We start from the raw sequence: 20,656 nt of genomic DNA on the forward strand, positions 1-20,656 counted from the left end.
TGCGGTAGTGCGGCCGTGACCTTGCGTCAGCAGGTCGCGGTCACGCGCTCCCAGTAACGCATCAGTTGGCGCACGCCAGCGGCGATCAGCAACGCCGGCCACCAGGTCGACACAAGGTTGCCAAGATCGAAACGAGCCAGCCCTAGGTTGTCCAGCAGGAATAAGCTGCCCAACGTGATCAGAAACAGTGCAGGAATCAGGCGGTAGCGCATGGCGATGTCCTCGGTAGGTGTGAGGCCATGCTGCGCGCGACGCGCGCGCCGATCAGGTGCCGGAAGTCAACAATTGCGGATGACAAAGGTCATGTCGAAGGCCGCGAGGTCATGACTGCATTGGTGGCCATGTCGCCTGCGGTTGATCGCTGGCCATCAGGTCGTCGACATTTTCAGGGATGCTGGAACCCTGGTTTCTAAGGTTGCAGTTGGCTAGCGCATGAGGCTTCGCGCGTACCCTCATCCGCCCCTTCGGGGCACCTTCTCCCGATGGGAGAAGGGATTTCGGCGCTCTGATTACGCGCGGGGCTGATCGACTGCTCACCCCATTCCCAATTCCCGGCTACTTGCCTCGCCCAAACAGCATGCCAACGCCGCAAGCGACCAATGCCGCCGGCCACCACGTGGCGATCAGCCGGCCAAGGCTGACATTGGTCCAGCCCAGGTTATTGGCCAGAAACAGCAGGCCGACGAGGATCAGGATCAGCGCGGCGACGACATTGGATTTCATGCGGAAGGGTGGTTGAAAGACGGGCGCCTATCGTAGCCGTTGCGCCCACGCAGCGACACGCTGTCGCAACGCATCGGGCGCGAAACGTTGCGCGCTGCCGCTGCCCCACACCGGGCCAGGCCAGGCCGCATCGCCCGGATGCCGGCCGACCAGATGCACGTGCAGCTGCCGCACGATGTTGCCCAGCGCGCCGATATTGAGCTTGGTCACCTCGGGCTCGACGCGCAGCAGCTGCGAGAGCTGATTGATCTCGGCCAGCAACAGGCGTTGCTGACTACCCTCCAGATCGATCCATTCGCTGACCTCGGCCACCCGCGGCACCAGCACGATCCACGGGAAGCGGCTGTCGTCCATCAGCCGCACCTGCGACAGCGGTCCGTCGGCGACGAATACGCTGTCGGCCGCAAGCCGCGGATCTAGCTGGAAGTCGTTCGCTCCTGAGCTGCTTGGGGCAGATTCGCTTGCCGCGGTCCCGCTCATCCCAGATGCGCTTCGAAGAAGCCCAGGGTGCGCTCCAACGCGCGCTCGGCGCTGTCGGCGTCGTAGTGGGTGGGATCGATGCTGCGGTTGAAGGCGTGGCCGGTCGGATACACGAAGGTTTCCATCTGCGGCAGCTTCTCGCGGTGGGCCTGGATCGCGTCGGGCGGAATGCTGGTATCGCGCTCGCCGAAGTGGAACATCACCGGCGCCTTCGGAGTTTCGTCCAGCAGCTGGGTGTTGCGGCCGCCGTAGTAGCTGACCGAGGGCAGGCCCAGGCGGATTGCCGACAGCAGCGCCACCGAGCCGCCCCAGCAATAGCCCACGGTGCCGACCTTGCCGGCGCGGCTGAGCAGGGTGGCGGCGGATTTGACCACCTCCACCGCGCGCTCCAGGCCGACCGCATTGGCCAGCGCCAGACCGCGTTGCAGGCTTTCCTGGTCGTAGGGCAGCTGCACATCCTTTTCTTCCAGATCGAAGAAGGCCGGCGCCAGCACTTCGTAGCCGCGTGCGGCGTAGTCATCGGCCACCGCGCGGATATGTTCATTGACTCCGAAGATCTCCTGGATCACCACCAGGCCGCCGCGCGGGCTGGTGGTCGGAGTGGCGTGCCAGGCGGCGACCTGGCCGTCGGGGGTGTCGAGCGTGGTCCAGTGACCCATGGGAATTCCTGATGTGCAGCGAGGGAGGCGCGCATTATCGACCGGACTGGCATCGTGAAAAGTGAGGGTTTCGCAAAGCCGGCCGGGCTGGCGAGGCCCGGCGGTTCAGAGCGTTGCCCGCACGCCGCTATAATTGCCGCACTCAGGCCCCAGGCCGCTCCGTTCCCCAGGCTCCTGCTTCCATGTCCCAGCTGAACCCCAAAGTCGGCTTCGTCAGCCTTGGCTGGCCTAAAGTTAGTTGAAATAGACTTTGATGTTGATGCGGTTTATATGGGTACTGGCTTCGACAGGATGCGCAGGTGGCCGTTGCCGATTAAGAAGTTGCGGTACGACTTAACGGCCGCATCGAAGGCCGCAGCAGCGATCTCTTGGCCAACTGCTATAACGCGCCCATCCTGATCGACAACCGCAAGCCTCGCTGGTCTACCGTCAGCGGTCTGGACGCTCAATCCCTCATGACTCAACGCACTGACAATCACCGCCGCGTTAGCCGTATCCGTAATGCACTCGCTGCCGGCCTGCCGTTGGAGGTTCTGCTTCATCGCCCCGTACCCCCTGTCAGTCGTAGACCCATCTGCACCACGTTGCTGGCTGCAGGACGGGGCTGACGCGCTGCGCGGATCCCATTGCCGCGTCGCCACTCGGCGATGGCCAGCTCGAAGCTGGGATGCTTCTGCGTGCGCCCACAGGTGCACTCCACGAAGTGCCCGCCACCAGACTCAGGACGGCGAAGGTCGATGATGTGGCGTGCGGTGTGGCCGTTCCTACAGTCCGGCAGTGGTGTGTCGTGGTCGACCTGACGTTGCGTCACGGCGCCTCCCCGTGCAATGCGCGTTCGGCATCCCGCAGATGCTGCACTGTGTTGGAGTCGATCCGGTCCAATGCCTGAGCAATGGTGTAGCCCATTTCGGCCAGCCAATCGTGGCGATTAAGCACCAGAGCGGCAGTGAGCGCCTCCCCGGTGGACAGGGGGCCAGGCTCTCCCAAACGCGCTGCGGCGCGAGCAACCTCAATCGTGCGCTGCAGGTTCATGGCTGTGTCCTCCATGCGGCACCGAGCTGGGCACGTGCTTCCTCGACACGCATGAGGCGCAAGCCCCAGCGCACCGACCAGCTGCGGGCCTGCTGCTCGTTGCAGGTCAGGATCAGTTGGCCGACAGGCTCAAGGCGATCAGCCCGGAAAGTGAACAAGACGTCCTCAAGCTCGATGACCTTCTGCAGGCCGAGTTCCTGACACAGCGCCTCGGCATTAAGTGATTTTGCGCTGCCTTGCGGGCCAAAAAGGATGACGGACTCAGCCATGAGCAGTCTCCCGCCGCACAGCCATGCGGGTGCGGCGACGCAGACGCTGCGGCACCTGTCCAACAGCAAGGCCGGTCTGCGTGAGGCGTGGACGGCGCGAGGCGAACAGCCTGTAGAGCAGCGCGCCGCCGGCGGCCGGCGCCAGGATCATCGCCAAAGCGAGCAACTCAACCATGCGCCACCTCCTGCGCTGCCTGGGCCACAGCAACGGCGGCAGCGGCGGTCGGTCGGCGCGGCAGCATGTTGGCCAGGTCGAAGGGGAAGTCCAGGCCGTCCATGAACTCGGCCAACTCTGTGCTGATCCGGTCTTCCAGCGTCGTCCATAAGCGAGGCCCGTCGATGAGCTTCCAGCCGGTGCCAGTGCCACGCCGCCGCTCCCAGGACTGGCGAGCCTCGCGAAGCGGTCCCATGTTCAGGGTGGCAGTAACCACGACTGCACCATGCGAGACGTGCATGGTGATGATCGCTGAGCAGTCGCCTGTGCCGCGATCGTAGGTGGCGACGGCTGGCGTGCTAGCCTCCGCGCCGGGGCCGGTGTCCAAAGTCAGCGGACGTGCTGCTGTGGCTGGATGTGTTCCAGTTTGCTGTTGCATATCGACTCTCCTGAGTTGCGTTGGTGGAGGGCCTAGGGGCGGTGTTGGAGCACCGCCCGCCGGACCCGCTGAACGGTTAGAGCAAATCGTTGGGGGCAGTCGAGGTTTCCTCCTGCCCGGGGTGAATGCGTTGCGCGTGAAGAACGACTTCGAGCAACGCCTCGCGCACGTAGTCCGCTACGGCAGCCGTGCTGTCGGCCGTTATTCCTGTTTGACTCACCAGGTCGTTATTGAGTGCGGCAAGCAGCGTCACGGCGTAGTACGCGCGCCAGAGACTGTCGTGCTGGGCCTCGCTGATCGTGTAGTCGGCCTCGCCGGCCTTGAAGTGGGGCGGGTCGATGTGATCCATCAGCCGACCTCCTGCAGAGGCATACGGTCGAGGATCCAGTCCTGCAGTGCGGTGGCCTCAGCTTCCGGCATCACCACGTGTAACGAACCGATGACCAGGCCAGTGCCGTCATCGACAAGAAACAACGCGCTCGGCTCGTCGATCGCGCTGCAGGCGAACATCACCGGTGGGCGATCATGCAGGCCGTCGGCGTAGAGCTCGGCCAACACGTCGGTCGCCCGGATCTGCAGGAGCAGGTAGACGCCGGGAGCCATGCGCAGCACCTTGTGCAGGTCGCGGCGGCTCACTGGCGCACCTCGGCCAGGTCGGCATTTGTGCTGGAAATGGCGGCCTCGACATCGGCCAAGGTCAGCGCCTCGGGCGCTTTGCCCATGGCCTGCAGCTTCGCCTGCAGGCCGAGCCAGGCGGTGTGGTTCCAATCGAGGGTGTCGGCGATCAGGCCGAAGTAATGGGCGATCTGACGCGCGGCATTGGCCGGCGCTTCTTGAGCGTCGTAGGTCATGGTGCAGGCTCCGTTGTAGTTGGAGTCCGCCACGACGCTGTCAAACGAGGTGGCGGACGGTGCGCGGTTGACAGACCGGTCAACGGAACCGGCAGGCCCGAAGGCCTCCGCACACCGCCCGCCATAGAACTGGCCGGCAAACGCCCGCGACTGCACAGCGAGCGAAAAAAAAGCGCCGTGCATCGGTCGATGGGCGCTGGTGCGCCGTTGATTCAGGCTGTCAAACCCGGTCGCCGATTGTGCGGCGACGGAGTAATGGTTGCTCCGCTCCCGGGGTGATGTCAACGAAAATTTCCTGAAATTTCCAACATGAGGAAACGCGGTCATTTGGCGAACACCCAGCACTTAACGGTGGTACCGACGCCGGTCAGGTCGTCCTTGAGGACAGCGCTGTTGACGGCTACGTTCGCGCCGATGAATTTGTGCCGGCGCGAGTCCCCAAGCAGTGCGCGCAGCACCTTGAGATCGGGCACGGACTGACTGAACTGCGCGGCCCGCGCAGCGAAGTGATTGAGGTTGATCGCAATCCTCTGCGCGTCGCGGCTGTGGTTGACGACGGCTTTACCGTGGCCGGTGGCTTCGAGGTATTCGTAGACCTCCCAGAACTCATTGACCATCGCGTGGTCTGCGCTGATCGACTTCTGCCGTTCCAGAGCCATGTCCAACAGCGCGAGCCGTGTCTGCTCGACGATGTCGTCAGAGATAGCGATGACCAGGCGCATGCAGTCGAACAGCGCCAGCATCTGCGCGTGGTTCTTGATGACGCGTTCCAGACGCAGATCCTGCTGCCCGCGTAGCTTGGCCTCGAACACCTTCACCCGCTCGGCGAACAGATCAAGGATGGCGCGCTCCTGACGGACAGCACGCACAAGGAAATGGCTGACTTCTTCGACCTGCAGTGCGTTGAGGTTGTCGGCCGCAATGCGGCTTTCGGTGGTGACCTGCGGGCGTTTGAAGTGCAGCTTCACGATGCGCGTGAGGATCGCTTCGCTGGCGTCCACCGCAGCGTTCTGGGTGATCACGATCGTGCCGCGAAACGGCGGCTCGTAGGTCTCGTTGCCGCCATTGCGCACGCCGCGTGTTGCCAGCGTGCCGCCACCGAAGAAGTCCTTCAGCTCATCCCACTCGAACGTCTTGGAATGCGCTTTGTCTGGCTCGCTGCGGTCGGCTTCCAGCAGGACGACGGGCATGCCGGACACCTGGCCCATGGCGCGTGCACGGCCGGCCTTGGACGACTTGGCCGGGTCGAAGCCCTCGTAGTCCGAGCGGCCCAGCAGCTTCCACAGAAACGTCAGCAGCGTGGTCTTGCCGGCGCCGGCTTCACCGGTGGCTTCGAGGAACGGAAAGCTCTTATGCCCAGCGCGGATCTGCTCGGCGAACAACGAGCCAAACCAGAACGTCATGGCGACCATGCCGTGCGTGCCGAAGCACTGCCACAGCCATGGCAGCCAATCCACGCGGAACGCCTCGGCGTCGCGCTGAATCTCCAGACGGATGGACTTCTGCGTGGTCTTCAAGCGCAGCTTGTCGAACTCGAAGTAGTCCTCTTCATTGGCAGTCACCAGCTCGCCGTCGCGCACGGCCATATCGCCGAGCAGGTAGGCGCGGTGTTCCTTGCTGTAGCCCACGAAGTCGATGGCGTCGACCGTCTTGATTGCCTCGGTCTGTTCCTCGATCAGGCGGTCCAGCTGGTGGCCGGTACCGGTGAACATGGCGCCGGCGGCCAGGGAGATCAGACGCTTCTTGAACTCTGAGGCGCTAGCGACATGGCCACCTGTAAAGGTGCCCTTTACGCTGGGGCCGTCGTGCGGAAAATCGACGCGGAAGTAGTACCAGCTTTCGTCGGTGACCTCCTGCCGCTGGAAATACAGCGCCTCCGGGTAGCAGTTGGCGATCTTCTGCACGGAACATGCAGCGCGTTTGATCTTCCTCAGATCCTCGGCAGCAACCTCGTCGCCGTCGTCGGCATCGATGTCGCCCAGCTTCTCTTTACGCAGTTTGTCGAAGCGCTGCGTGTCGAAGTCGAACCAGTACAGGCGGGAGCGGTACTCCAGCCAGAAGTCGTTGCGGCCGTCGTGCTCGAACATCAGCAGGCCTTTGTCCACCGCCGTGCGCGCTACGAGCAGGTCGCCCTGGTAGCGGGCTTCCTTGACGTCGTTGTCCCATTGCTTGGCATCATCGGACGCGATAGCGCGCAGATGCAGGTCGTTCCAGTCGGTTTTCTTGCCATCGCGCTGGACGATCTGCGCTGCCCGCGAGTCAAAGCCCAGCGCCGCTGCGCGCTTGATGTGCTTGTGCGTGTACGCACGGGCGCCCGGCTCGTTGTCCAGTGCCCACACGAGCGTCGGAAGGTCGGCCATGCGTGCCTTGGCGAGCTCGCGCAGTGATTCTTCCGGAAATGCGTTGGAGGACATGGCCGATACCGCGCACATGCCGTGCTGCAGGAGCGCAATCGCATCAAAAATGCCCTCAACGATCCACACCTCGCGTGCCGTCTGCATGGCTGTCAGCGCGGCAGGAGCAGCCCACCAACCCCCCGCATAGCTCTGGCCTGGCGCAAAGCGCGCCTTCTGCTTGCCAAAGCGGTGCGGGCGGTCGATCAGGCGCTCCCACCAGCCGCCCTTGACGAGCGCAAAGCGCACCGTTGCGGTGCCGGCGGTGATCTTCCGGTCGTAGTGGCTGTCCTGGGTATAGAGGCCTTTCAGCGGTGCCAGGTCAAAGCCACGAGAGAACTGCAGGTAGGCATCGGCCGCAGCGTTGGGAGCCGCAGCCGTTGGCTGGAAGCGCTTGGACCAGTCGTCGAACAAGTCGTCGTACAGATCCTTGACGTGCAGCTCGCGCCCGCACTTGGATTGGCGGCCGCACTTCACCACCCAAGGCTTGAGATGGTTGGTGTAAAGCTCTTTCTTGCCGCACGACGGGCACTTGCCGCCGCGCATGTACTCGGTACCACTACGGTGCTTGAGTCCGTAATCCCGTTCCAGCCGGGACAGCACCTGTTGCCGCAGATCCTCTTGCATCGAATTTCCTTAGACGCCGAGCCAGCGCCGAGGCGCGAGCGGAGCTGTGGCATTGTCAATCACGACGTAAGCGCCGCCCGAACGGCGGTGTGCGTCAACGGCGGCAGCGAGCAGGCGTGCCTCTTCGTGTTTGGCGTGCGGCGCGATGCGCTGCGGCAGATTGCTGGCCGCATCAACGAATCGCGGCTCCTGTGCGGTGAACCAGCTGTTGGAATGCCTCACGAGCCGGCCTCGGTATTCTCGGGGTGGAGATGGAACAACGCGGTGGCGGCATCGGTCATCGCCACAAGGCGCTCGTCGAAGGCGTCAGAGGTGGCCAGGCCTTCTCGCATGAGTGCGGCAACCGCAACTGCGCCGAAGCGCTGATCTGTGTCTGGCGCGGCAGTGCGGCCGATGTAACCGTGTTCGGTCTTCACAAGGCCGCCGTGCATGAGTGCAACTTCCAGGCAAAGCTTCGCCGTGGGCGGCAATGCCGCCCAATCAATGGTCTTTCGCATTAGGGGTGCCTCAGAGGTGAGGGAAGAACTGCTCGCCGCCTACGGGCAGCAGATCCAGCTGACGGTCGCCGAGCGACTCGCGGTACGCCTGTAGCGCCTGGGCGCGTTGGAGCGCCGGTGTTGGTGGAAGCTCACTGTGTGCGGTAGGCACGCCGCTGGGGCTGGCAATACCGGTCAACTCCGAATGGCCTGTATACGTCGCACCACACATCGGGTTCTCGCACACGTAGGAGTCATGCCGCAGGAATTTATGTGCGAGGACGCTGGTGCGTTTGATGAGCCTCGCGCTACACGCCTCGCAGCGGAAGACGATTTTTTTCCGGCCGAACATGCTCACCCCCTAGAGCGCTTGGAAGTTTGGACTTTTGCGGCATAATTCGGCGGTGCTTTGAGACCGAGTGCAATTGCAGCTGTGTGCGCATCGCCGTACTTGCCTTGCGAGCGGCCTCGGAGCAGATCGTCGACAACAGTGCGATTCACCCCAAGTTGCCGGGCGAATCCAGAGACCGTGATGCCGTTGGACACCAACCATTCCCGCGCCTGTGCTGTGGTTCGAGGGTGGAACTGCTGATGAGCTTGCGCTTTGCGGGGCATCGGTGGCGGTCGCCTGTGGTTTTGGAAATTGTTGGTGTTAACACCAACTTTGTCAATATGAGGAAAAACCTTAGTGACTGTAGGGAAACGCCTGAAGGAAGAACGGAAGCGCCTGCGCCTTACGCAGCAGGAGATGGCCGACGCTTGTGGCATCTCGAAGTGGGCACAGCTTTACTTCGAAAAGGACCAGAACATGCCAGGTGGAGCCTACCTATTGGCCGCGCATGCTCGCGGCGTAGACATCATGTATGTGCTTCTGGAACAGCGGGTGGAATTGGATCCGTCCGAGGCTGCGTTGGTGGCTGCGTTCCGCGCTGCTTCGCATGAGGTGCGCACTGCGATGCTGTCCGATCTTGGATCAGCAGGCGAGGGGGCTGAGAAAGTTGCGCCTGTCGTGACGTTCAACGACAACAGCCACGTGTCTCAAATGCTGAACACGACAGGTGCGATCGATCAGAGATACATGCAGATCAACATGGGCGGCCGTAAAAAAAAGAAGTCTTGATCAACGTCCAGATAGGACAGCTGGTCCTCGCAAAAGAGAGCGTTATCGGCAGCGGCTGGCGGACTTTGAGCAGCTAGAGTTCCAATTCAATCGCGCGCATAAAAAAAGCCACCGGAGCGATTCCGGCGGCTTTTCAAGGTGTCGGCGCTTAGCTCCTTGCGATCGAACCATCGTCTTCCTGACGATGCGAGGTGGCCTGACATCCGGATGAACTTCTCAGCTATTGGACTCAGGGTTCCGGGATGTTGTCAGGGATCTCTCCCTTGCCCCTATCAAACTTGTAGGATTGCAACTGCCACTCACCCAGGCCCGAAGGAATGTCCTGAAGACCCCAGACATATATCCAAGTTTCGTAGCCGCCATTTGGATATGTCTGCGTAACTTCGATGGTTTCACCCGGGATGCCCGACGCAGGAAGCGGAACGGGTGGGCCGCCGGGGCCGTCAGCCGCTGTCGCCATCGACCGCGCATTCACCGGCCCTGAGCGCTTCACCGTGATAGTTCCGCCCTTCAGAAGCGGCTGATACTCCGGCGAGCGCTTGCTGATCCAGTCACGTATTACACCTACTTCAGGTGCGGTGGGACCGTAGACCTTTTGCGTAGTCAAAACAGTTGTGACTTTCGCTTCCTTGGCATCTGCTGAACTTATTCCAGCGGAAGCAAGCATAGCTGCTGTCAAAGCCAGGCTCAGAACTCCAATCTTCATACATGCATCTCCTTGTGCAGCCCCCTGTAAGTTTTGAATATCACAGCTCGTTTGCCACCTCAAGTCGGCATCGCTGATCTTGTCGTAAATCTATGAACTGGATTCCAGTTGAAGAGAGCTTGAAAAGCCGGTTGATCCGTCGATGACGTGCGTTACTTTGGCAATCAGCCAGCGTTGCTCATCAATTTCTTTTTTAAAGCCGCTCGCCGTCAGCCACTGCTCTGGGAATAGATCCGCCCGCCCGATCGCCAGCGTGTAATCGAACTTCGCCACTCCGCGCTTCACCCGTTCCAGCTCCGCATGCGCATGCTGGCGTGCCGTCGCCTCATCTGCATACGACTCGCGCAGGCGCTTTGCATTGTCGTCAGTGCCCACCAGCACCGACTGCCGCCGCGCCTTGCCTTTGTCCACCCAGTACGCGCGCACGCCGGTGTAGGCATCACGGTCGGCGACTGAGTAACGGTGCTGGTCGCCGTCGCGCCGCGTCAGGGTGACGGTCGGCAGCGGCTTGCCGGTTGCAGTGGTGCCAGCGCCAATCGGCGCAAAGACCAACGCACCTGCCTTCACTGTTGCCACCGCATCAAAGCGCTGTCCCAGGCGGGTGAGCAGATTCATATCGCTCTCGTTGGCCTGGTCGAGATGGGGCAGCTTGGTACGCGCCAGCGCGTCGGCCACGCGCGGCGTCAGTCCATGCTCGCCAGCGAGCGTGTTGAGCACGGTGCCCAGGGTGGTGTTGTGCCAGCTGCGCTCGCGGCGTGTGCGCATGTCCGCAGTCAGATCCGCACTACGCGCGCGCACGGTGATGATGTCCGGCGCACCTCTGTATTCCACCTCGTCCACGATGAAGGTGCCTTTGTCGACCAGGCCGGTGGCTTTCCAGCCCAGTGCTACGGCCAGGCGCACGCCGCGTTTGGGCAGCGCCATCGTGCCGTCGTGATCGTGGATCCGCAGATCCAGCTGGTCGGCTTCGCCGCCACGGCATTCGGTGAGGGTGAGATCGAGCAGGCGCGGTGCGATGCGCTCGGTGAGGTCGGTGCCATCGAGCACGACGCGCCACTGCGGAATCGGGTAGCTCATGCGGCGGTCGCCTCCGGCGCAACGTCGTCGGTGCGACGCAGGCTCAGTTGGAACTCGACCCGGCGTGGCGTGCCATCCGGGAAGAACAGCGAGGCCGTCTCGTTGACCGACAGCAACACATACGGCCCATACACCCAGCCAGTGCCATCGACCAGCGGCAGCGGCTCGCCGGCGGCTGCGAGTCTGCGCAGCGTGGTCAGCGATCCACGCGAGCCGGTCAGGTCCGGCGCGATCAGGCCTGATAGCTCGATGGTTTCATCGCCTGGCCCTAGGAACTGGCTGGCCGCTCGCGCGCCGACGCGATCGCTGGTGGCGTGGCGCCAACTCATCTGCCGCTGCAGCTGTAGATACGCGGCGCTATCGAGGGCAAACACAAACGTGCCGTAGGACATCATCATCGGGGTGGATCCTCAGTCGTCGCGCAGGCTGGAACGGCGGGTGGCCGCTGTGCGCCGGTCGCGGTCTTCGAGCTGGCGGGCGACTTCGCGCGCCAGTGCAGTCGCATCCATGCCCGGTGCGGCATGGACGTGGATGACGTAGCTGTTGCCGCCTGCAGGCGCGCTGGCGGCGCGCGTAGGCGCCGACAGCGACGCCCGGCTATCGATCGCCGCCACAGGTGCTGTGGCCGTCGCCAGGGCCAGGCCGGCGCCCACCGCACGCATCCGGTTGCCAAGCGCCATGACGGCCTGCACCGGCGCGCCCTGGCCGCGCTGCAGTCCCACGGTGAGGCCCTGCATGGTGAAGTCGCCCAGCTGGGCGAACACGCGCGAGGGGCTGTGGATGCCCAGCAGGCCCTTGAAGCGATCGACCACACCGGTGCCGACGCTGGCGATCGCGTTACTGGCGGCGCCGAGCTTGGAGCGGATGCCCTGGACAAGGCCGCTGATCATGTCGGCGCCGGCCTGCAGCATCCGGGCGGGCCAGTTGGCCAGCTGCAGGTTGATGCCGGCCCACAGCTGCAACAGCCCTTGGCGGATGCGATCGCCGTTACCGGTGAACACGCCCACGATCAGCGACCAGGCGCCCTGGACCGTTTGCCATACGCCGCCGAGGATTTGCTTGATCACCGGCAGGACGAACGCAAACGGCTGGAGCAAGCCGCTGATCATGTCCGCACCGGCCTGCAGCATCCGCGCCGGCCAGTTAGCCAGCTGCTGGTTGATGCCGGCCCACAGCTGCAGCAGCCCCTGGCGGATGCGATCGCCGTTGCCGGTGAACACGCCCACGATCAGCGACCACGTGCCCTGGACGGTTTGCCACACGCCGCCGAGGATCTGCTTGATGACCGGCAGCACGAACACAAACGCCTGCACCAGCCAGCCGATCGCCTTGACGGCCAGCTGCAGCTGGGTGACCAGCACCGCGCCAATGATCTGCCCGAAGCCGCGACCGGCCTGCGTTGCACCGTGTAACTGCGCGGTGGTGGCCTCGAACGGCGTCAGCAGCTGCTTGACCCACGCCCAGGCCTGGCCCATCGCAGCGGCCACGGTGTCCCACACCGGCGCCAGTGGCGCGAGCGCCGCCTGCAGCTCTGCCAGCACCGGCGCGGCCACATCGACGATGCCTTGCCACACGCCGATGGCGAACGCCTTGATCGGCCCCCAGTACTTCCACACCAGCAGCGCCACCGCAGCGACGGCCGCGCCGATCGCCAGCACCGGCAGGCTGACGCCGCCGAGCAGCGGCAGCAGCAGGCGGGCGCCATTGGCGAGCATCGGCAGCACGCGGCCGCCCAACGCCAGCCCTTGCCGCAGCAGCGCACCAAAGCCGCCACCGCCCGACAGCAGCGCCACAGCGCCGTGGATCTGCGAAAACGCCATCGCGGCCACGCCGCCGGCCACCAGTGGACCGCCCAGGATCGTGACCAGCGCGGCGCCGGCGATCGCCGTCTTGGCGATCGCGCCCACCAGCACCGGATTGGCGCGGATCCACGTCGTGACCTGGCCGACCACCGCAGCCGTGCGCTCGGTCAGTTGCTTGAACTGCGGGAGCAGCGTCTGGCCGATCGATTGCGACACCACCACAGCGGTGTTCTTCAGCAGCTGCAGCGAGTTGGCCGAGGTGGCCACCCGCGATGCGTACTCGGCCGACATCGAGCCGCCATAGCGCTGCGCGTCGGCCACCTTGGCGAAGTTGCCCTGCAGCAGCTCCAGATTGGTCAGCAGCGGTGCGATCGCACCGATCGACTCGCGGCCGAACAGCTGCGTCATCGTCGCGGCTTGCTCGGCCTTGGGCAGTGCGCGCAGCTTCTGCAGCACCGACATGATGGCGCCGCCTGCATCCTTCTGCATGACCTCGGCCATGGCGGTGGCCTTGATGCCCAGCTTATCGAAGGCCTCGCGTTGGCTCTTGGTGGCCGACTCGCCCGAGGCCAGGGTGAGCAGCATGTTCTTGATGCCGGTGGCCGAGACTTCCGACTCGATGCCCATGCCGGCAACCGTGGCGCCCAGCGCGGCCAGTGGCCCGCTCTGAAGGCCGGCGACCTCGCCCAGGGCACCAATGCGGTTCACCACCGCGCTGATCTTGTTGACGCTGGCAGGGCCGGTGTTGCCGAGGTAGTTGATCTTGTCGGCCAGCACGACGACTTCGGCCTGGCCCATGCGAAACGCCGTGCGCCAGGTCGCCATGGTCTGGCCGGCGTCCTCGGCGCTGCTGTCGAAGGCCACGCCCATCTTGGCCGCGTCCTCGGCGAAGCGGACCAGCTCCTGGCGCGGGATGGCCGCCTGGCCGGCGGCGGCGACAATCTTGGCAATCTCGGCCGGCAGCATCGGCAAACGCATCGAGAGGTTTTCGACATCGCGGCCCATCTGCAAAAACTGCTGCGGCGTCTTGAAGTCCACGACCTTGCGCACGTCGGCCATCGCCGACTCGAACTCCATCGCATCGCTGATCGGCAGCGCCGACGCACGCAAGGCGCGCTGGCCGGCGAACGCCATGCCGGCGCCGTAGGCGCTCGCCTGCAGGCCGGCGCTCTGGATGCGAGCGCTGCGCCGCTGTGCGGCATCGATCGCCGCCAGGCGCTGCTGCTGGGCGCGCATGGCGGTGTTGGTGTTCTCGATCTCGCCGCGCAAACGGCGCTCATGCGTGACCAGCTCGCGCGTGCTGATTCCGGCCGTTTCGAGGCGACCACGCAGGCGCTGCAGGCCGGCCTCCTGCGCGCCGTGTGCGGTCTTGAGTTCGCGTGCGGTGCGCACGGCGCGTTCGAACTCGGCATTCATGGCGGCGGTGGGCGTGCCGGTGGCTTTGATCTGCTGGGCAAGCGTGCGCACCGATTGCCGCTGCGCATCGAGCGCGGTCTTGGCACGCTGTGCCAACGCCACCTGTTCGCGATACGCGCCGATGTCGCGGTGCTGGCTGTTGAGTTGGCGCAACGCGTCGCGCTGATTGCGCAGTGCGGAAGCAACGCCACGGCTGCCATTGAGCACGCGGCGGAACGGGCCGGTGGCGCGATCGACGGCGGCCAGGATGACCTGCAGGCGCAGATTGTCGGAGGCCGCCATTTAGGCGGCCTTGTTCGTTGGGTGGCGCATCATTCGGCTCCGCTTCGCAGGCGGGCACGCTCGCGCCACGCCGTGAGTTCGTGCAGCGACCAGCAATCCATTTCAGACGGCGGCCAGTGGAAGATGGCCGCGATATCGGCCATCGCATCCTCTACGCAGTTGGGAAGTCCGTCTCCCTCATCGCCTTCGGCAAGAAAAAAACCACGGCCTCCTGGCCGACCGCCACCAGGTCGGCCGGATCCATCGCATTGACGTCTGCGGTGGTCAGCGCTGGCGAAGAGATACGCGGCAACAGGGTCGCCAACGCGGTGACATCCATCTGCAGCAGATCGGCGAGCTTGAGGCCGCGCAACTCACCAGCGCCGGGCTTGCGCACCTTGAGCTCGGTGATGGTCTGCTCGCCGCGCACGATCGGCTGGTCGAGAGGAATGGCTGGGGAAAAGGTCGGGGTCATCGGAAGGTCTCAGGGCGGAGGCCTGGCGGCGCCAGGCCGGAAGGGTCAGGCGCCGATGGCGCGGCGATGCGGGGCGAGCAGATCCACGCCGTTGACGATCTCAATCATGTTCATCAGATCGATCTCGATCACGGTGGAGCCGTTGATCATCAGCTTGTAATAGCTGGCGGAGGTCTTGACGGAGAATTCGGTGTCGTCGCCGGACTTACCGGTACCGGGATCAATCTCTTTGTGACGGCCGCGCACCACAAATTCGACGGCATCCACCGCGCCGCTGTCGTCGCGCTGGTAGGCGCCGGCAAAGCGCAGCTGCACGGCGTTGTGCGTGGTGGCGCCGTACTGATTCAGCACGCTGCGCATCAGGCCGCCGCACTTCCATTCGAGCTCGATCTTCTCCTGGCCGAAGTCGATGTCGACCGGGCCATTCATACCGCCGCCGCGATATTCCTCCATCTTGCGGGACAGCGTGGGCAGCTTCACTTCGACCACCTGGCCGAGATAGCTCTCACCGTTGTTGAACAGGTTGAGCGCTTTGAGTTTCTTGGGCAAAGCCATGCGTTTCTCCGGGAATCTAAGGCGGGTGCGTTACGCGTTGACGCGTTCGGCGAAGTCGGCCAGGTAGCTGGTCGTGATCTTCTGGTACAGCTGCAGGTTTTCCAGCGGCGGTACTGGCGTGTAGTCGTAGTCGATGCGCAGCGCGCCATCGGCGAGCGTGGTGGCGCTGTTGACGGTGCCGTCGAACCAGGCGGTGGCATCGATCAGGTAGCCGGACGCTTTCAGGTCGCGGAACTTGGCGTTGATGTCTTCGACGATGTCTTTGACCAGCGAGGGATGCATCGGCTTGTCGACGTAGAACGCCACGCCCTCGGCGATGGTGTCGGCCAGGACCTGGGCGGTACGCGTGGCCGTCTCGAAGGCAAACATGTTGTCCTCCGCGCACGTGCGCGAACCCCAGAAGCGTTGCCCGTTGAAGTTGACCAACGTGGTGATATCGCCCTCGTTGAGCACACCCGCATCGGTGGCCGGATCCTGCAGATCCCAGTGCACGTCCTCGGAAATGCCGGTGACTCCTGCCACGGGCACATTGGATAGGCTCTTGTGCCAGCCTTGTTCGGTGTCAATCTTGGCGCGCAGGCCGAGCGCACGTGCAGTGGCATACGCCGCTGTCGTGGTGCTGGTAGCGGTGTCGAAGGCCATGAAGTCGGGCCAGATCAGCATCAACTCGCGATCCCCGAACTTTCCACGGTAGGTGATGGCCTCAGCTACGGTTTCGGCGACTGGCCGCACATAGGCCATGGCGCGCAGCTTCTTGGCGATGGTCGCCAGCGCCTTGGCCACCGGTAGCGTGTCCAGGCCCGGCGCGCCCAGGATGCGCGGACGCACGCCCAACTGTGCTTGCGCCGCGAGCAGCGCATACAGGCCGGTATAGCCGCTGGACTTGGCCTCGCCGATGACGTTGGACGAGGTCTTGTCCGCGTCTTCGCCTTCGGCCACACGCACGACCACGGTCACCGGATTGGTCTGGTCGGCGATGCCCCGCAGGGAGTCGCGCAAGGTGCCTTTGGTGCCGGCACTGGTAATGGCACTCAGCACGTCGGTGACCAGCACGGCCTTGTCGAGCGGAAAGATCTTCTCGTCCGCATCGGACGCCGTAGCGACCAGGCCGACAATGGCAGTGGAGACGGTGCGGATGACGCGCGCACCTGCGCTGACTTCGATGACGCGAACGCCGTGGTGGTAGACAGTAGACATAGGTTCCTCGATCAGGACGAGCGGAAGCGGAGCGGGATGGTCATGCGCGAGCGCGCATTGGCGGGAGCAACGTCGGTGCGTTCGCCCTCAATCGTCAGCACGAAGCTGCCAGGCGTATCGCCGATGACCAGGGTGACGCGGGTCAGGCGCAGGCGCGGCTCCCAGCGCATTAACGCGGTGGCCGTAGCGCCGTAGAGCAGCGTGCGGGTGGCGCCGTTGAACGGCTGGTCGATCAGTTCGGGCAGCAGCGAGCCGAAGTCGCGGCGCTGCTCGCGCGTGCCGATGGGCGTGGTCAGAATGCAGGCGATCGATTGGGCCAGGTGCTGCTCGCCCTCGATCACACGGCCGGTGGTGGCATCAACGCCGATCACTGCGGGCCACCGCTGAGTGCGCTGCCGGCCGTCACGCCGGTGGTCTTGTGGTTCTTGAGGCTGATCCCGCCGCCGATGACATCGGTGGTCGCCTTCGCGATACCGGTGATGGTCGCATCACCATTGAGCATCGTCTTGCCGTTGACGGTCAGCGGGCCATTGAGCGTGATGCCGCCATCGGCAGTAATGGACGCGGTGCCGCCGCTGGGTAGCGTGGCCTGCAGCGCATGCGCCTCGGTGTCGTAATGGATCTGCGCGCCATCGGCAAAGCGCAGCACGTGGAGCGTGTCGGACGCGGCAGGCGCTGCGAATTGGTCGGAGTACAGGCCCCGTAGCACCACGCCATCGGCCAGGTCGCCAGCCGGCGACAGCACCACGACTTGTTCGCCGATCGCCGGCGCCGACCAGATGATGGTGGTGCCGGCCAGGGTGACCACCCAGGGCAGATAGTCGGTCAGCATCTCGCCGACCTGCACGCGGCATCGCGCGGTGGCGAGATTCACCTCGGCGACGGTGCCGAGGCGAATGGCGTTACTCAGTGCGGAGGATGCGTTGCCCATGCAGTCATGGTCGTCGCGCGCGTGCAGGATGACACCGCAGTTGTGCTGTAGCTGCGTGATCTACGCAGCGCAGCGGTGCTACAAATTCGCAGGCGGCTCCGGTGCGATGACTTCGCGCTGGGTGAACTGCGCGTCGAAGTAGTACAGCCCGTCACCGCGATTGAAGTACATGCCAGGCTCGCACACGGTCTTGTCTTGGAGTGCGCGGAACTCGAAACCGTCAATGGTGAAGCCGCTATCGGAAACGATGATGTTGACCACCACGTCGGTCCCGGTTTGGATCATCGCGTAACGTCCAATCGTCATCTCAGCACCACTCAATGAAAACGAAGCCGGGGCACCCGGTGGAACCATCCTTGCCAAACGTGCTTGCCGTGGAGCCATTGGAAACGCCGCCCCCACCGCCACCGCCAGCGCCAAAGCCGAAGCCTTTACGACTTGCGGATGTGGTTTCGCCTGCACTCCGTCCGCCAGGTCCGCCGCCGCCGAATGCACAGGAGCCACCGGTACCTGCCGGGCCATAGGGTGCGTTGACTGAGATCGATGCCGAATCGCCGCCGGCTGGGTAGCCGTCTCCACCGGTTGCACCGCCGACCTGCGTTGCACCAACGAGACCGCCGCCGCCACCCTGACCTGCAGCCAGGGTGATGAGATTGCCGATGACGGTTGCTCCGCCTGCACTGCCGGCTACGCCGTTTGTCCCGTCCGTCCTTGAGCCTGCGCCAGCGGATCCACCGGCTCCGATGACGATTGGAACAGTGGCGCCAGGCGCGACCGCGAAGCGCACGCGCTGAATCGATTGCCCAGCGCCACCACCGCCGCCACCGGTCGCGGTGTAGGTGCCTGACCCCAGAACTTTCTCGGCACGCGTTGCACCGCCACCGCCGCCACCGCCGCCTGCACAGGCGCTGACATAGATCGCCGTCACTCCCGCCGGGACAACGAAGGTGCCCGATGCCTCAAAGCGCGCACAACCACTGCGGCTGTCGATCGCGGCTTTTAACGCGTCCGGTGTGACGGCGCGTTGCGGGTCCGTGCCTGCAATGGCCTCCGCGCGCGTGGAAAGTTCGACGATGCCTTCCTTCTCGGTGGTCGCGGCCGGGTTGGTGAAGTTGGCATTGCCGAACGTCACCGAAGACACGGTGACCCCAGAAAACAGGATGTCGGCCGACATCAGCAGGTCGGAGGCGGCGGCCTTTTCCATGATCAGCTCGGGCTGGGAATAGCTGCCCAGTAGCGTGCCATTCTCCAAATACAGCCCAAAACCACGCACCTCATAGGTTGCCCGGCTCGTGTCGCTGACAGTGACGTGGATGGTTGTGGAAGAAGTCGTGCCGCCGGAGATGCTGGAGAGCGTCAGGTGCTGGCCTGGTACTGCCTTCAGGTCTTCCGTTGCAGCGAATGCCGCCGCCGTGAAACCGATGCTGGCCACCTTGGTAGAAGTGGTGCCGTTCTTCTCGGCGTTGATCAGCGCCGCACGACCTGCGGTGGTGAGAACCAGTTGTAATGCCATGGCTTATCCCTGCGCCGTCATCGACAGACGGCGGTAGTTGATGATGCGAATACCAGTCACCAGCGAGAAGTTGCCGGTGGTCTGCAGCCCCTGCACGAAGCCGAAGTGCGAGCGAACGGGCTTGGTGCGCTCAACCTCGGCGATGACCTCATCGACAAATCGAGCGCTCGCAGCCCGCCCATCGGATCCATTGAGCGTGAGCGTCAGCTCGAAGGTGTGCGGCTGGCCGCGTGGCTGCTGCTGCCACCACTCGCGGATGGTCACCGCCCCCCCGAACGAGGCAACCACCATGCGGACGCTGTTGGCTGTGCCCTTGCGGCGCTGGATCGCCATGGCGCTGCGTAAGCGCGAGCGCTTGACCGCATCGCTCCAGTCGGCCTTCCAGTCATCGACAGAGAGCGTCCACGCCAGCCACGGCAGATGGCCGGCCGGGCACGTGTCCGGATTCCACAGATCCGGGTATGGCAGCGGGATCGCTTCCAGACGCGCCGCAACGGCGGCAAGGGCGCGCTCCATAGGCGTGGCGTTGGGCGGCAGCGGGGAGTTACTCATCGATGCCGGCGTGCACGATGTCGATCGCGGTGCAGTAAGCAGCCTGCGTCCGGCTGATCCGAATGTCGGCTGCCGGCGAGTCCAGCTCCACGCGCTGCACGCCATCTGCGAATAGCTTTGCCTTGATAGCCGACTCGGGTACGTCGCGACCGATGCGGTGTGCCTCGTCCAGATACGCCTGCAGGCTGCGCATCGCCTCGCGCATGACCACCGCCGAGTCGGGGCCAGCGTAGGTGTAGATGCGCCCACGAATGGCATACGGGACGATCTGCGCGCTCTGGACGGTGACATCGTCGGTCAGCGGGCGCACGTCGTCGTTGGTGAGGATGGCAGCGACCTCGTCCAACAATGCCTGGGGAGCCTTGCCGTTGCCCGTGCGCGATTGGACGGTGACCAGCACTTGCCCAGGTGCGGGGCTGGTGGCACTGGCGTCCATGACATCGGCCGCCGCGCTGAGCGCGTGATAGATGTACGCGCCCTCGGGCCCTGCCACGCTGAAGCCCTCGGGCGCCAGCTGGATGCGGCGGCGGAAGTCCACGTCCGACTCATGGGTCGGTGCAATGCCGTTCTCCGGCCGCCCCGGATCGAGCACCAGGCGCGCGACGCCAAACAATGCGCCTAGGTGATCGAGGTTGGTGCCTGTGGCGAAGGCCAGCATGGTCTGCTGCGCCTTGTCGTTGGCACGCTGGCGGATCAGCAGCTCCCGAGCCGCGAACAGCTGCAGGATTTTGTAGACCGGATCCGCCTCGGTAAGCGCGGAAAACTCCGGCATTAGCCGACGAAACTGAGCGAGCGCCTGGGCGAACATCGTCTCAAAGTCCAGAGCTTCAATCAGGTCGGGCGCTTGCAGCCTTGATAGATCAACTGCTGTAAAAGAGGCCATGGGAAGAACACTAGAAAGCTTGGAACAATGCTCTCCGGCTACCGTGCTTTTCCCCATGGCAATAG

Annotated in this window: 32 protein-coding genes; 1 reads left to right on the forward strand and 31 read right to left on the reverse strand. The window is 64.2% G+C overall.

The genetic code is table 11. The annotated features are described in order from the left end of the window. Positions 1-26: 26 nt before the first annotated feature. The 17 genes from AC1PLU_RS07965 to AC1PLU_RS08045 all read right to left on the reverse strand — a co-directional run bounded on the left by AC1PLU_RS07965 (position 27) and on the right by AC1PLU_RS08045 (position 8,871). Complete coding sequence (locus AC1PLU_RS07965; protein WP_481094525.1) at positions 27-212, reverse strand: LiaI-LiaF-like domain-containing protein; 186 nt, start codon at positions 210-212, stop codon at positions 27-29. A gap of 343 nt (positions 213-555) precedes the next feature. Then, complete coding sequence (locus AC1PLU_RS07970; protein ID WP_006452352.1) at positions 556-723, reverse strand: LiaI-LiaF-like domain-containing protein; 168 nt, start codon at positions 721-723, stop codon at positions 556-558. Positions 724-750: 27 nt separating this feature from the next. Beyond that, a complete protein-coding gene (locus tag AC1PLU_RS07975; protein ID WP_481094526.1) occupies positions 751-1,203 on the reverse strand; it encodes an HIT family protein in 453 nt (150 codons plus the stop codon). Continuing rightward, positions 1,200-1,862 (reverse strand): dienelactone hydrolase family protein, encoded by a 663-nt coding sequence (locus AC1PLU_RS07980; RefSeq protein ID WP_481108149.1) that lies wholly within the window; start codon positions 1,860-1,862, stop codon positions 1,200-1,202. Before AC1PLU_RS07980 ends, AC1PLU_RS07975 begins: the two co-directional genes overlap by 4 nt. 266 nt (positions 1,863-2,128) lie before the next feature. After that, positions 2,129-2,404 carry a hypothetical protein gene (locus AC1PLU_RS07985; RefSeq protein WP_481108150.1) on the reverse strand — a complete coding sequence of 92 codons (276 nt, stop codon included), beginning with the start codon at positions 2,402-2,404 and terminating at the stop codon, positions 2,129-2,131. Between the two features lie 265 nt (positions 2,405-2,669). After that, positions 2,670-2,894 (reverse strand): hypothetical protein, encoded by a 225-nt coding sequence (locus tag AC1PLU_RS07990; protein ID WP_033480229.1) that lies wholly within the window; start codon positions 2,892-2,894, stop codon positions 2,670-2,672. After that, the gene (locus AC1PLU_RS07995; protein ID WP_005929538.1) at positions 2,891-3,163 is read right to left on the reverse strand and encodes a hypothetical protein; all 273 of its coding nucleotides are present in this window, start codon (positions 3,161-3,163) and stop codon (positions 2,891-2,893) included. Before AC1PLU_RS07995 ends, AC1PLU_RS07990 begins: the two co-directional genes overlap by 4 nt. Beyond that, positions 3,156-3,338: a hypothetical protein gene (locus AC1PLU_RS08000; protein ID WP_033480226.1), complete on the reverse strand. Its 183-nt coding sequence runs from the start codon at positions 3,336-3,338 to the stop codon at positions 3,156-3,158. The genes AC1PLU_RS07995 and AC1PLU_RS08000 overlap by 8 nt, the downstream gene beginning before the upstream one ends. Continuing rightward, a complete protein-coding gene (locus AC1PLU_RS08005) occupies positions 3,331-3,756 on the reverse strand; it encodes a hypothetical protein (protein WP_050550574.1) in 426 nt (141 codons plus the stop codon). The genes AC1PLU_RS08000 and AC1PLU_RS08005 overlap by 8 nt, the downstream gene beginning before the upstream one ends. A gap of 76 nt (positions 3,757-3,832) precedes the next feature. Next, on the reverse strand, positions 3,833-4,105 hold the full coding sequence (locus AC1PLU_RS08010; protein ID WP_005929529.1) for a hypothetical protein: 273 nt from the start codon (positions 4,103-4,105) through the stop codon (positions 3,833-3,835). Next, complete coding sequence (locus AC1PLU_RS08015; RefSeq protein ID WP_481108151.1) at positions 4,105-4,392, reverse strand: hypothetical protein; 288 nt, start codon at positions 4,390-4,392, stop codon at positions 4,105-4,107. Before AC1PLU_RS08015 ends, AC1PLU_RS08010 begins: the two co-directional genes overlap by 1 nt. Continuing rightward, on the reverse strand, positions 4,389-4,607 hold the full coding sequence (locus AC1PLU_RS08020; protein WP_026007204.1) for a hypothetical protein: 219 nt from the start codon (positions 4,605-4,607) through the stop codon (positions 4,389-4,391). Before AC1PLU_RS08020 ends, AC1PLU_RS08015 begins: the two co-directional genes overlap by 4 nt. A 323-nt stretch (positions 4,608-4,930) precedes the next feature. Then, positions 4,931-7,627 carry a toprim domain-containing protein gene (locus AC1PLU_RS08025; RefSeq protein ID WP_481108152.1) on the reverse strand — a complete coding sequence of 899 codons (2,697 nt, stop codon included), beginning with the start codon at positions 7,625-7,627 and terminating at the stop codon, positions 4,931-4,933. A gap of 9 nt (positions 7,628-7,636) precedes the next feature. Beyond that, positions 7,637-7,849 carry a hypothetical protein gene (locus tag AC1PLU_RS08030; protein WP_005929517.1) on the reverse strand — a complete coding sequence of 71 codons (213 nt, stop codon included), beginning with the start codon at positions 7,847-7,849 and terminating at the stop codon, positions 7,637-7,639. Continuing rightward, positions 7,846-8,124, reverse strand: a complete 279-nt coding sequence (locus tag AC1PLU_RS08035) for a hypothetical protein (RefSeq protein WP_228333799.1) — start codon at positions 8,122-8,124, stop codon at positions 7,846-7,848. Before AC1PLU_RS08035 ends, AC1PLU_RS08030 begins: the two co-directional genes overlap by 4 nt. A gap of 10 nt (positions 8,125-8,134) precedes the next feature. After that, complete coding sequence (locus AC1PLU_RS08040; RefSeq protein ID WP_029820451.1) at positions 8,135-8,455, reverse strand: ogr/Delta-like zinc finger family protein; 321 nt, start codon at positions 8,453-8,455, stop codon at positions 8,135-8,137. A gap of 2 nt (positions 8,456-8,457) precedes the next feature. Continuing rightward, the gene (locus AC1PLU_RS08045) at positions 8,458-8,871 is read right to left on the reverse strand and encodes a helix-turn-helix domain-containing protein (RefSeq protein ID WP_319607800.1); all 414 of its coding nucleotides are present in this window, start codon (positions 8,869-8,871) and stop codon (positions 8,458-8,460) included. On the opposite strand from AC1PLU_RS08045, the gene AC1PLU_RS08050 reads away from it, so the two are divergent. Then, the gene (locus AC1PLU_RS08050; RefSeq protein ID WP_033480222.1) at positions 8,792-9,223 is read left to right on the forward strand and encodes a helix-turn-helix domain-containing protein; all 432 of its coding nucleotides are present in this window, start codon (positions 8,792-8,794) and stop codon (positions 9,221-9,223) included. The two genes, AC1PLU_RS08045 and AC1PLU_RS08050, sit on opposite strands and share 80 nt — an antisense overlap. A gap of 229 nt (positions 9,224-9,452) precedes the next feature. On the opposite strand, the gene AC1PLU_RS08055 is transcribed toward AC1PLU_RS08050, so the two are convergent. The 14 genes from AC1PLU_RS08055 to AC1PLU_RS08120 form a co-directional block, all read right to left on the reverse strand. After that, positions 9,453-9,929 carry a hypothetical protein gene (locus AC1PLU_RS08055; RefSeq protein WP_139369496.1) on the reverse strand — a complete coding sequence of 159 codons (477 nt, stop codon included), beginning with the start codon at positions 9,927-9,929 and terminating at the stop codon, positions 9,453-9,455. Positions 9,930-10,019: 90 nt separating this feature from the next. Then, positions 10,020-11,006, reverse strand: coding sequence for a phage late control D family protein (locus AC1PLU_RS08060; protein WP_481108153.1), 987 nt, complete (start codon positions 11,004-11,006; stop codon positions 10,020-10,022). Further along, positions 11,003-11,404: a phage tail protein gene (locus tag AC1PLU_RS08065; protein ID WP_481108154.1), complete on the reverse strand. Its 402-nt coding sequence runs from the start codon at positions 11,402-11,404 to the stop codon at positions 11,003-11,005. The genes AC1PLU_RS08060 and AC1PLU_RS08065 overlap by 4 nt, the downstream gene beginning before the upstream one ends. Before the next feature lie 12 nt (positions 11,405-11,416). Continuing rightward, the gene (locus AC1PLU_RS08070) at positions 11,417-14,506 is read right to left on the reverse strand and encodes a phage tail tape measure protein (protein ID WP_481108155.1); all 3,090 of its coding nucleotides are present in this window, start codon (positions 14,504-14,506) and stop codon (positions 11,417-11,419) included. Positions 14,507-14,535: 29 nt separating this feature from the next. Further along, positions 14,536-14,649 (reverse strand): GpE family phage tail protein, encoded by a 114-nt coding sequence (locus AC1PLU_RS08075; protein WP_481108156.1) that lies wholly within the window; start codon positions 14,647-14,649, stop codon positions 14,536-14,538. A gap of 8 nt (positions 14,650-14,657) precedes the next feature. Then, positions 14,658-14,960: a phage tail assembly protein gene (locus AC1PLU_RS08080; RefSeq protein WP_057672078.1), complete on the reverse strand. Its 303-nt coding sequence runs from the start codon at positions 14,958-14,960 to the stop codon at positions 14,658-14,660. Positions 14,961-15,005: 45 nt separating this feature from the next. Further along, the gene (locus AC1PLU_RS08085; protein WP_481108157.1) at positions 15,006-15,515 is read right to left on the reverse strand and encodes a phage major tail tube protein; all 510 of its coding nucleotides are present in this window, start codon (positions 15,513-15,515) and stop codon (positions 15,006-15,008) included. 30 nt (positions 15,516-15,545) lie between these two features. Then, positions 15,546-16,712: a phage tail sheath protein gene (locus AC1PLU_RS08090; RefSeq protein ID WP_481108158.1), complete on the reverse strand. Its 1,167-nt coding sequence runs from the start codon at positions 16,710-16,712 to the stop codon at positions 15,546-15,548. A gap of 11 nt (positions 16,713-16,723) precedes the next feature. Further along, the gene (locus AC1PLU_RS08095; RefSeq protein WP_274341105.1) at positions 16,724-17,083 is read right to left on the reverse strand and encodes a GPW/gp25 family protein; all 360 of its coding nucleotides are present in this window, start codon (positions 17,081-17,083) and stop codon (positions 16,724-16,726) included. Then, a complete protein-coding gene (locus AC1PLU_RS08100) occupies positions 17,080-17,643 on the reverse strand; it encodes a phage baseplate assembly protein V (RefSeq protein ID WP_481108159.1) in 564 nt (187 codons plus the stop codon). The genes AC1PLU_RS08095 and AC1PLU_RS08100 overlap by 4 nt, the downstream gene beginning before the upstream one ends. 78 nt (positions 17,644-17,721) lie before the next feature. Then, on the reverse strand, positions 17,722-17,928 hold the full coding sequence (locus tag AC1PLU_RS08105; RefSeq protein ID WP_228438417.1) for a hypothetical protein: 207 nt from the start codon (positions 17,926-17,928) through the stop codon (positions 17,722-17,724). Positions 17,929-17,950: 22 nt separating this feature from the next. Continuing rightward, positions 17,951-19,156 (reverse strand): glycine-rich domain-containing protein, encoded by a 1,206-nt coding sequence (locus AC1PLU_RS08110; RefSeq protein WP_481108160.1) that lies wholly within the window; start codon positions 19,154-19,156, stop codon positions 17,951-17,953. Between the two features lie 3 nt (positions 19,157-19,159). Then, entirely contained in the window at positions 19,160-19,708 is a 549-nt protein-coding gene (locus AC1PLU_RS08115) for a phage tail protein I (RefSeq protein WP_449369231.1), read from the reverse strand. After that, on the reverse strand, positions 19,701-20,591 hold the full coding sequence (locus AC1PLU_RS08120; protein ID WP_481108487.1) for a baseplate assembly protein: 891 nt from the start codon (positions 20,589-20,591) through the stop codon (positions 19,701-19,703). Before AC1PLU_RS08120 ends, AC1PLU_RS08115 begins: the two co-directional genes overlap by 8 nt. Positions 20,592-20,656: the final 65 nt, after the last annotated feature.

The sequence above is a fragment of the Xanthomonas sp. NCPPB 2933 genome, assembly GCF_056725225.1.

Excerpts from the sequence above, each read along its gene's own strand:
- AC1PLU_RS07965 (WP_481094525.1), bottom strand. The coding sequence starts at position 212 with ATGCGCTACCGCCTGATTCCTGCACTGTTTCTGATCACGTTGGGCAGC.
- AC1PLU_RS07970 (WP_006452352.1), bottom strand. The coding sequence starts at position 723 with ATGAAATCCAATGTCGTCGCCGCGCTGATCCTGATCCTCGTCGGCCTG.
- AC1PLU_RS07975 (WP_481094526.1), bottom strand. The coding sequence starts at position 1,203 with ATGAGCGGGACCGCGGCAAGCGAATCTGCCCCAAGCAGCTCAGGAGCG.
- AC1PLU_RS07980 (WP_481108149.1), bottom strand. The coding sequence starts at position 1,862 with ATGGGTCACTGGACCACGCTCGACACCCCCGACGGCCAGGTCGCCGCC.
- AC1PLU_RS07985 (WP_481108150.1), bottom strand. The coding sequence starts at position 2,404 with ATGAAGCAGAACCTCCAACGGCAGGCCGGCAGCGAGTGCATTACGGAT.
- AC1PLU_RS07990 (WP_033480229.1), bottom strand. The coding sequence starts at position 2,894 with ATGAACCTGCAGCGCACGATTGAGGTTGCTCGCGCCGCAGCGCGTTTG.
- AC1PLU_RS07995 (WP_005929538.1), bottom strand. The coding sequence starts at position 3,163 with ATGGCTGAGTCCGTCATCCTTTTTGGCCCGCAAGGCAGCGCAAAATCA.
- AC1PLU_RS08000 (WP_033480226.1), bottom strand. The coding sequence starts at position 3,338 with ATGGTTGAGTTGCTCGCTTTGGCGATGATCCTGGCGCCGGCCGCCGGC.
- AC1PLU_RS08005 (WP_050550574.1), bottom strand. The coding sequence starts at position 3,756 with ATGCAACAGCAAACTGGAACACATCCAGCCACAGCAGCACGTCCGCTG.
- AC1PLU_RS08010 (WP_005929529.1), bottom strand. The coding sequence starts at position 4,105 with ATGGATCACATCGACCCGCCCCACTTCAAGGCCGGCGAGGCCGACTAC.
- AC1PLU_RS08020 (WP_026007204.1), bottom strand. The coding sequence starts at position 4,607 with ATGACCTACGACGCTCAAGAAGCGCCGGCCAATGCCGCGCGTCAGATC.
- AC1PLU_RS08025 (WP_481108152.1), bottom strand. The coding sequence starts at position 7,627 with ATGCAAGAGGATCTGCGGCAACAGGTGCTGTCCCGGCTGGAACGGGAT.
- AC1PLU_RS08035 (WP_228333799.1), bottom strand. The coding sequence starts at position 8,124 with ATGCGAAAGACCATTGATTGGGCGGCATTGCCGCCCACGGCGAAGCTT.
- AC1PLU_RS08040 (WP_029820451.1), bottom strand. The coding sequence starts at position 8,455 with ATGTTCGGCCGGAAAAAAATCGTCTTCCGCTGCGAGGCGTGTAGCGCG.
- AC1PLU_RS08045 (WP_319607800.1), bottom strand. The coding sequence starts at position 8,871 with ATGCCACAAGCGTCGGCCATCTCCTGCTGCGTAAGGCGCAGGCGCTTC.
- AC1PLU_RS08055 (WP_139369496.1), bottom strand. The coding sequence starts at position 9,929 with ATGAAGATTGGAGTTCTGAGCCTGGCTTTGACAGCAGCTATGCTTGCT.
- AC1PLU_RS08060 (WP_481108153.1), bottom strand. The coding sequence starts at position 11,006 with ATGAGCTACCCGATTCCGCAGTGGCGCGTCGTGCTCGATGGCACCGAC.
- AC1PLU_RS08065 (WP_481108154.1), bottom strand. The coding sequence starts at position 11,404 with ATGATGATGTCCTACGGCACGTTTGTGTTTGCCCTCGATAGCGCCGCG.
- AC1PLU_RS08070 (WP_481108155.1), bottom strand. The coding sequence starts at position 14,506 with ATGGCGGCCTCCGACAATCTGCGCCTGCAGGTCATCCTGGCCGCCGTC.
- AC1PLU_RS08075 (WP_481108156.1), bottom strand. The coding sequence starts at position 14,649 with ATGGCCGATATCGCGGCCATCTTCCACTGGCCGCCGTCTGAAATGGAT.
- AC1PLU_RS08080 (WP_057672078.1), bottom strand. The coding sequence starts at position 14,960 with ATGACCCCGACCTTTTCCCCAGCCATTCCTCTCGACCAGCCGATCGTG.
- AC1PLU_RS08085 (WP_481108157.1), bottom strand. The coding sequence starts at position 15,515 with ATGGCTTTGCCCAAGAAACTCAAAGCGCTCAACCTGTTCAACAACGGT.
- AC1PLU_RS08090 (WP_481108158.1), bottom strand. The coding sequence starts at position 16,712 with ATGTCTACTGTCTACCACCACGGCGTTCGCGTCATCGAAGTCAGCGCA.
- AC1PLU_RS08100 (WP_481108159.1), bottom strand. The coding sequence starts at position 17,643 with ATGGGCAACGCATCCTCCGCACTGAGTAACGCCATTCGCCTCGGCACC.
- AC1PLU_RS08105 (WP_228438417.1), bottom strand. The coding sequence starts at position 17,928 with ATGATCCAAACCGGGACCGACGTGGTGGTCAACATCATCGTTTCCGAT.
- AC1PLU_RS08110 (WP_481108160.1), bottom strand. The coding sequence starts at position 19,156 with ATGGCATTACAACTGGTTCTCACCACCGCAGGTCGTGCGGCGCTGATC.
- AC1PLU_RS08115 (WP_449369231.1), bottom strand. The coding sequence starts at position 19,708 with ATGAGTAACTCCCCGCTGCCGCCCAACGCCACGCCTATGGAGCGCGCC.
- AC1PLU_RS08120 (WP_481108487.1), bottom strand. The coding sequence starts at position 20,591 with ATGGCCTCTTTTACAGCAGTTGATCTATCAAGGCTGCAAGCGCCCGAC.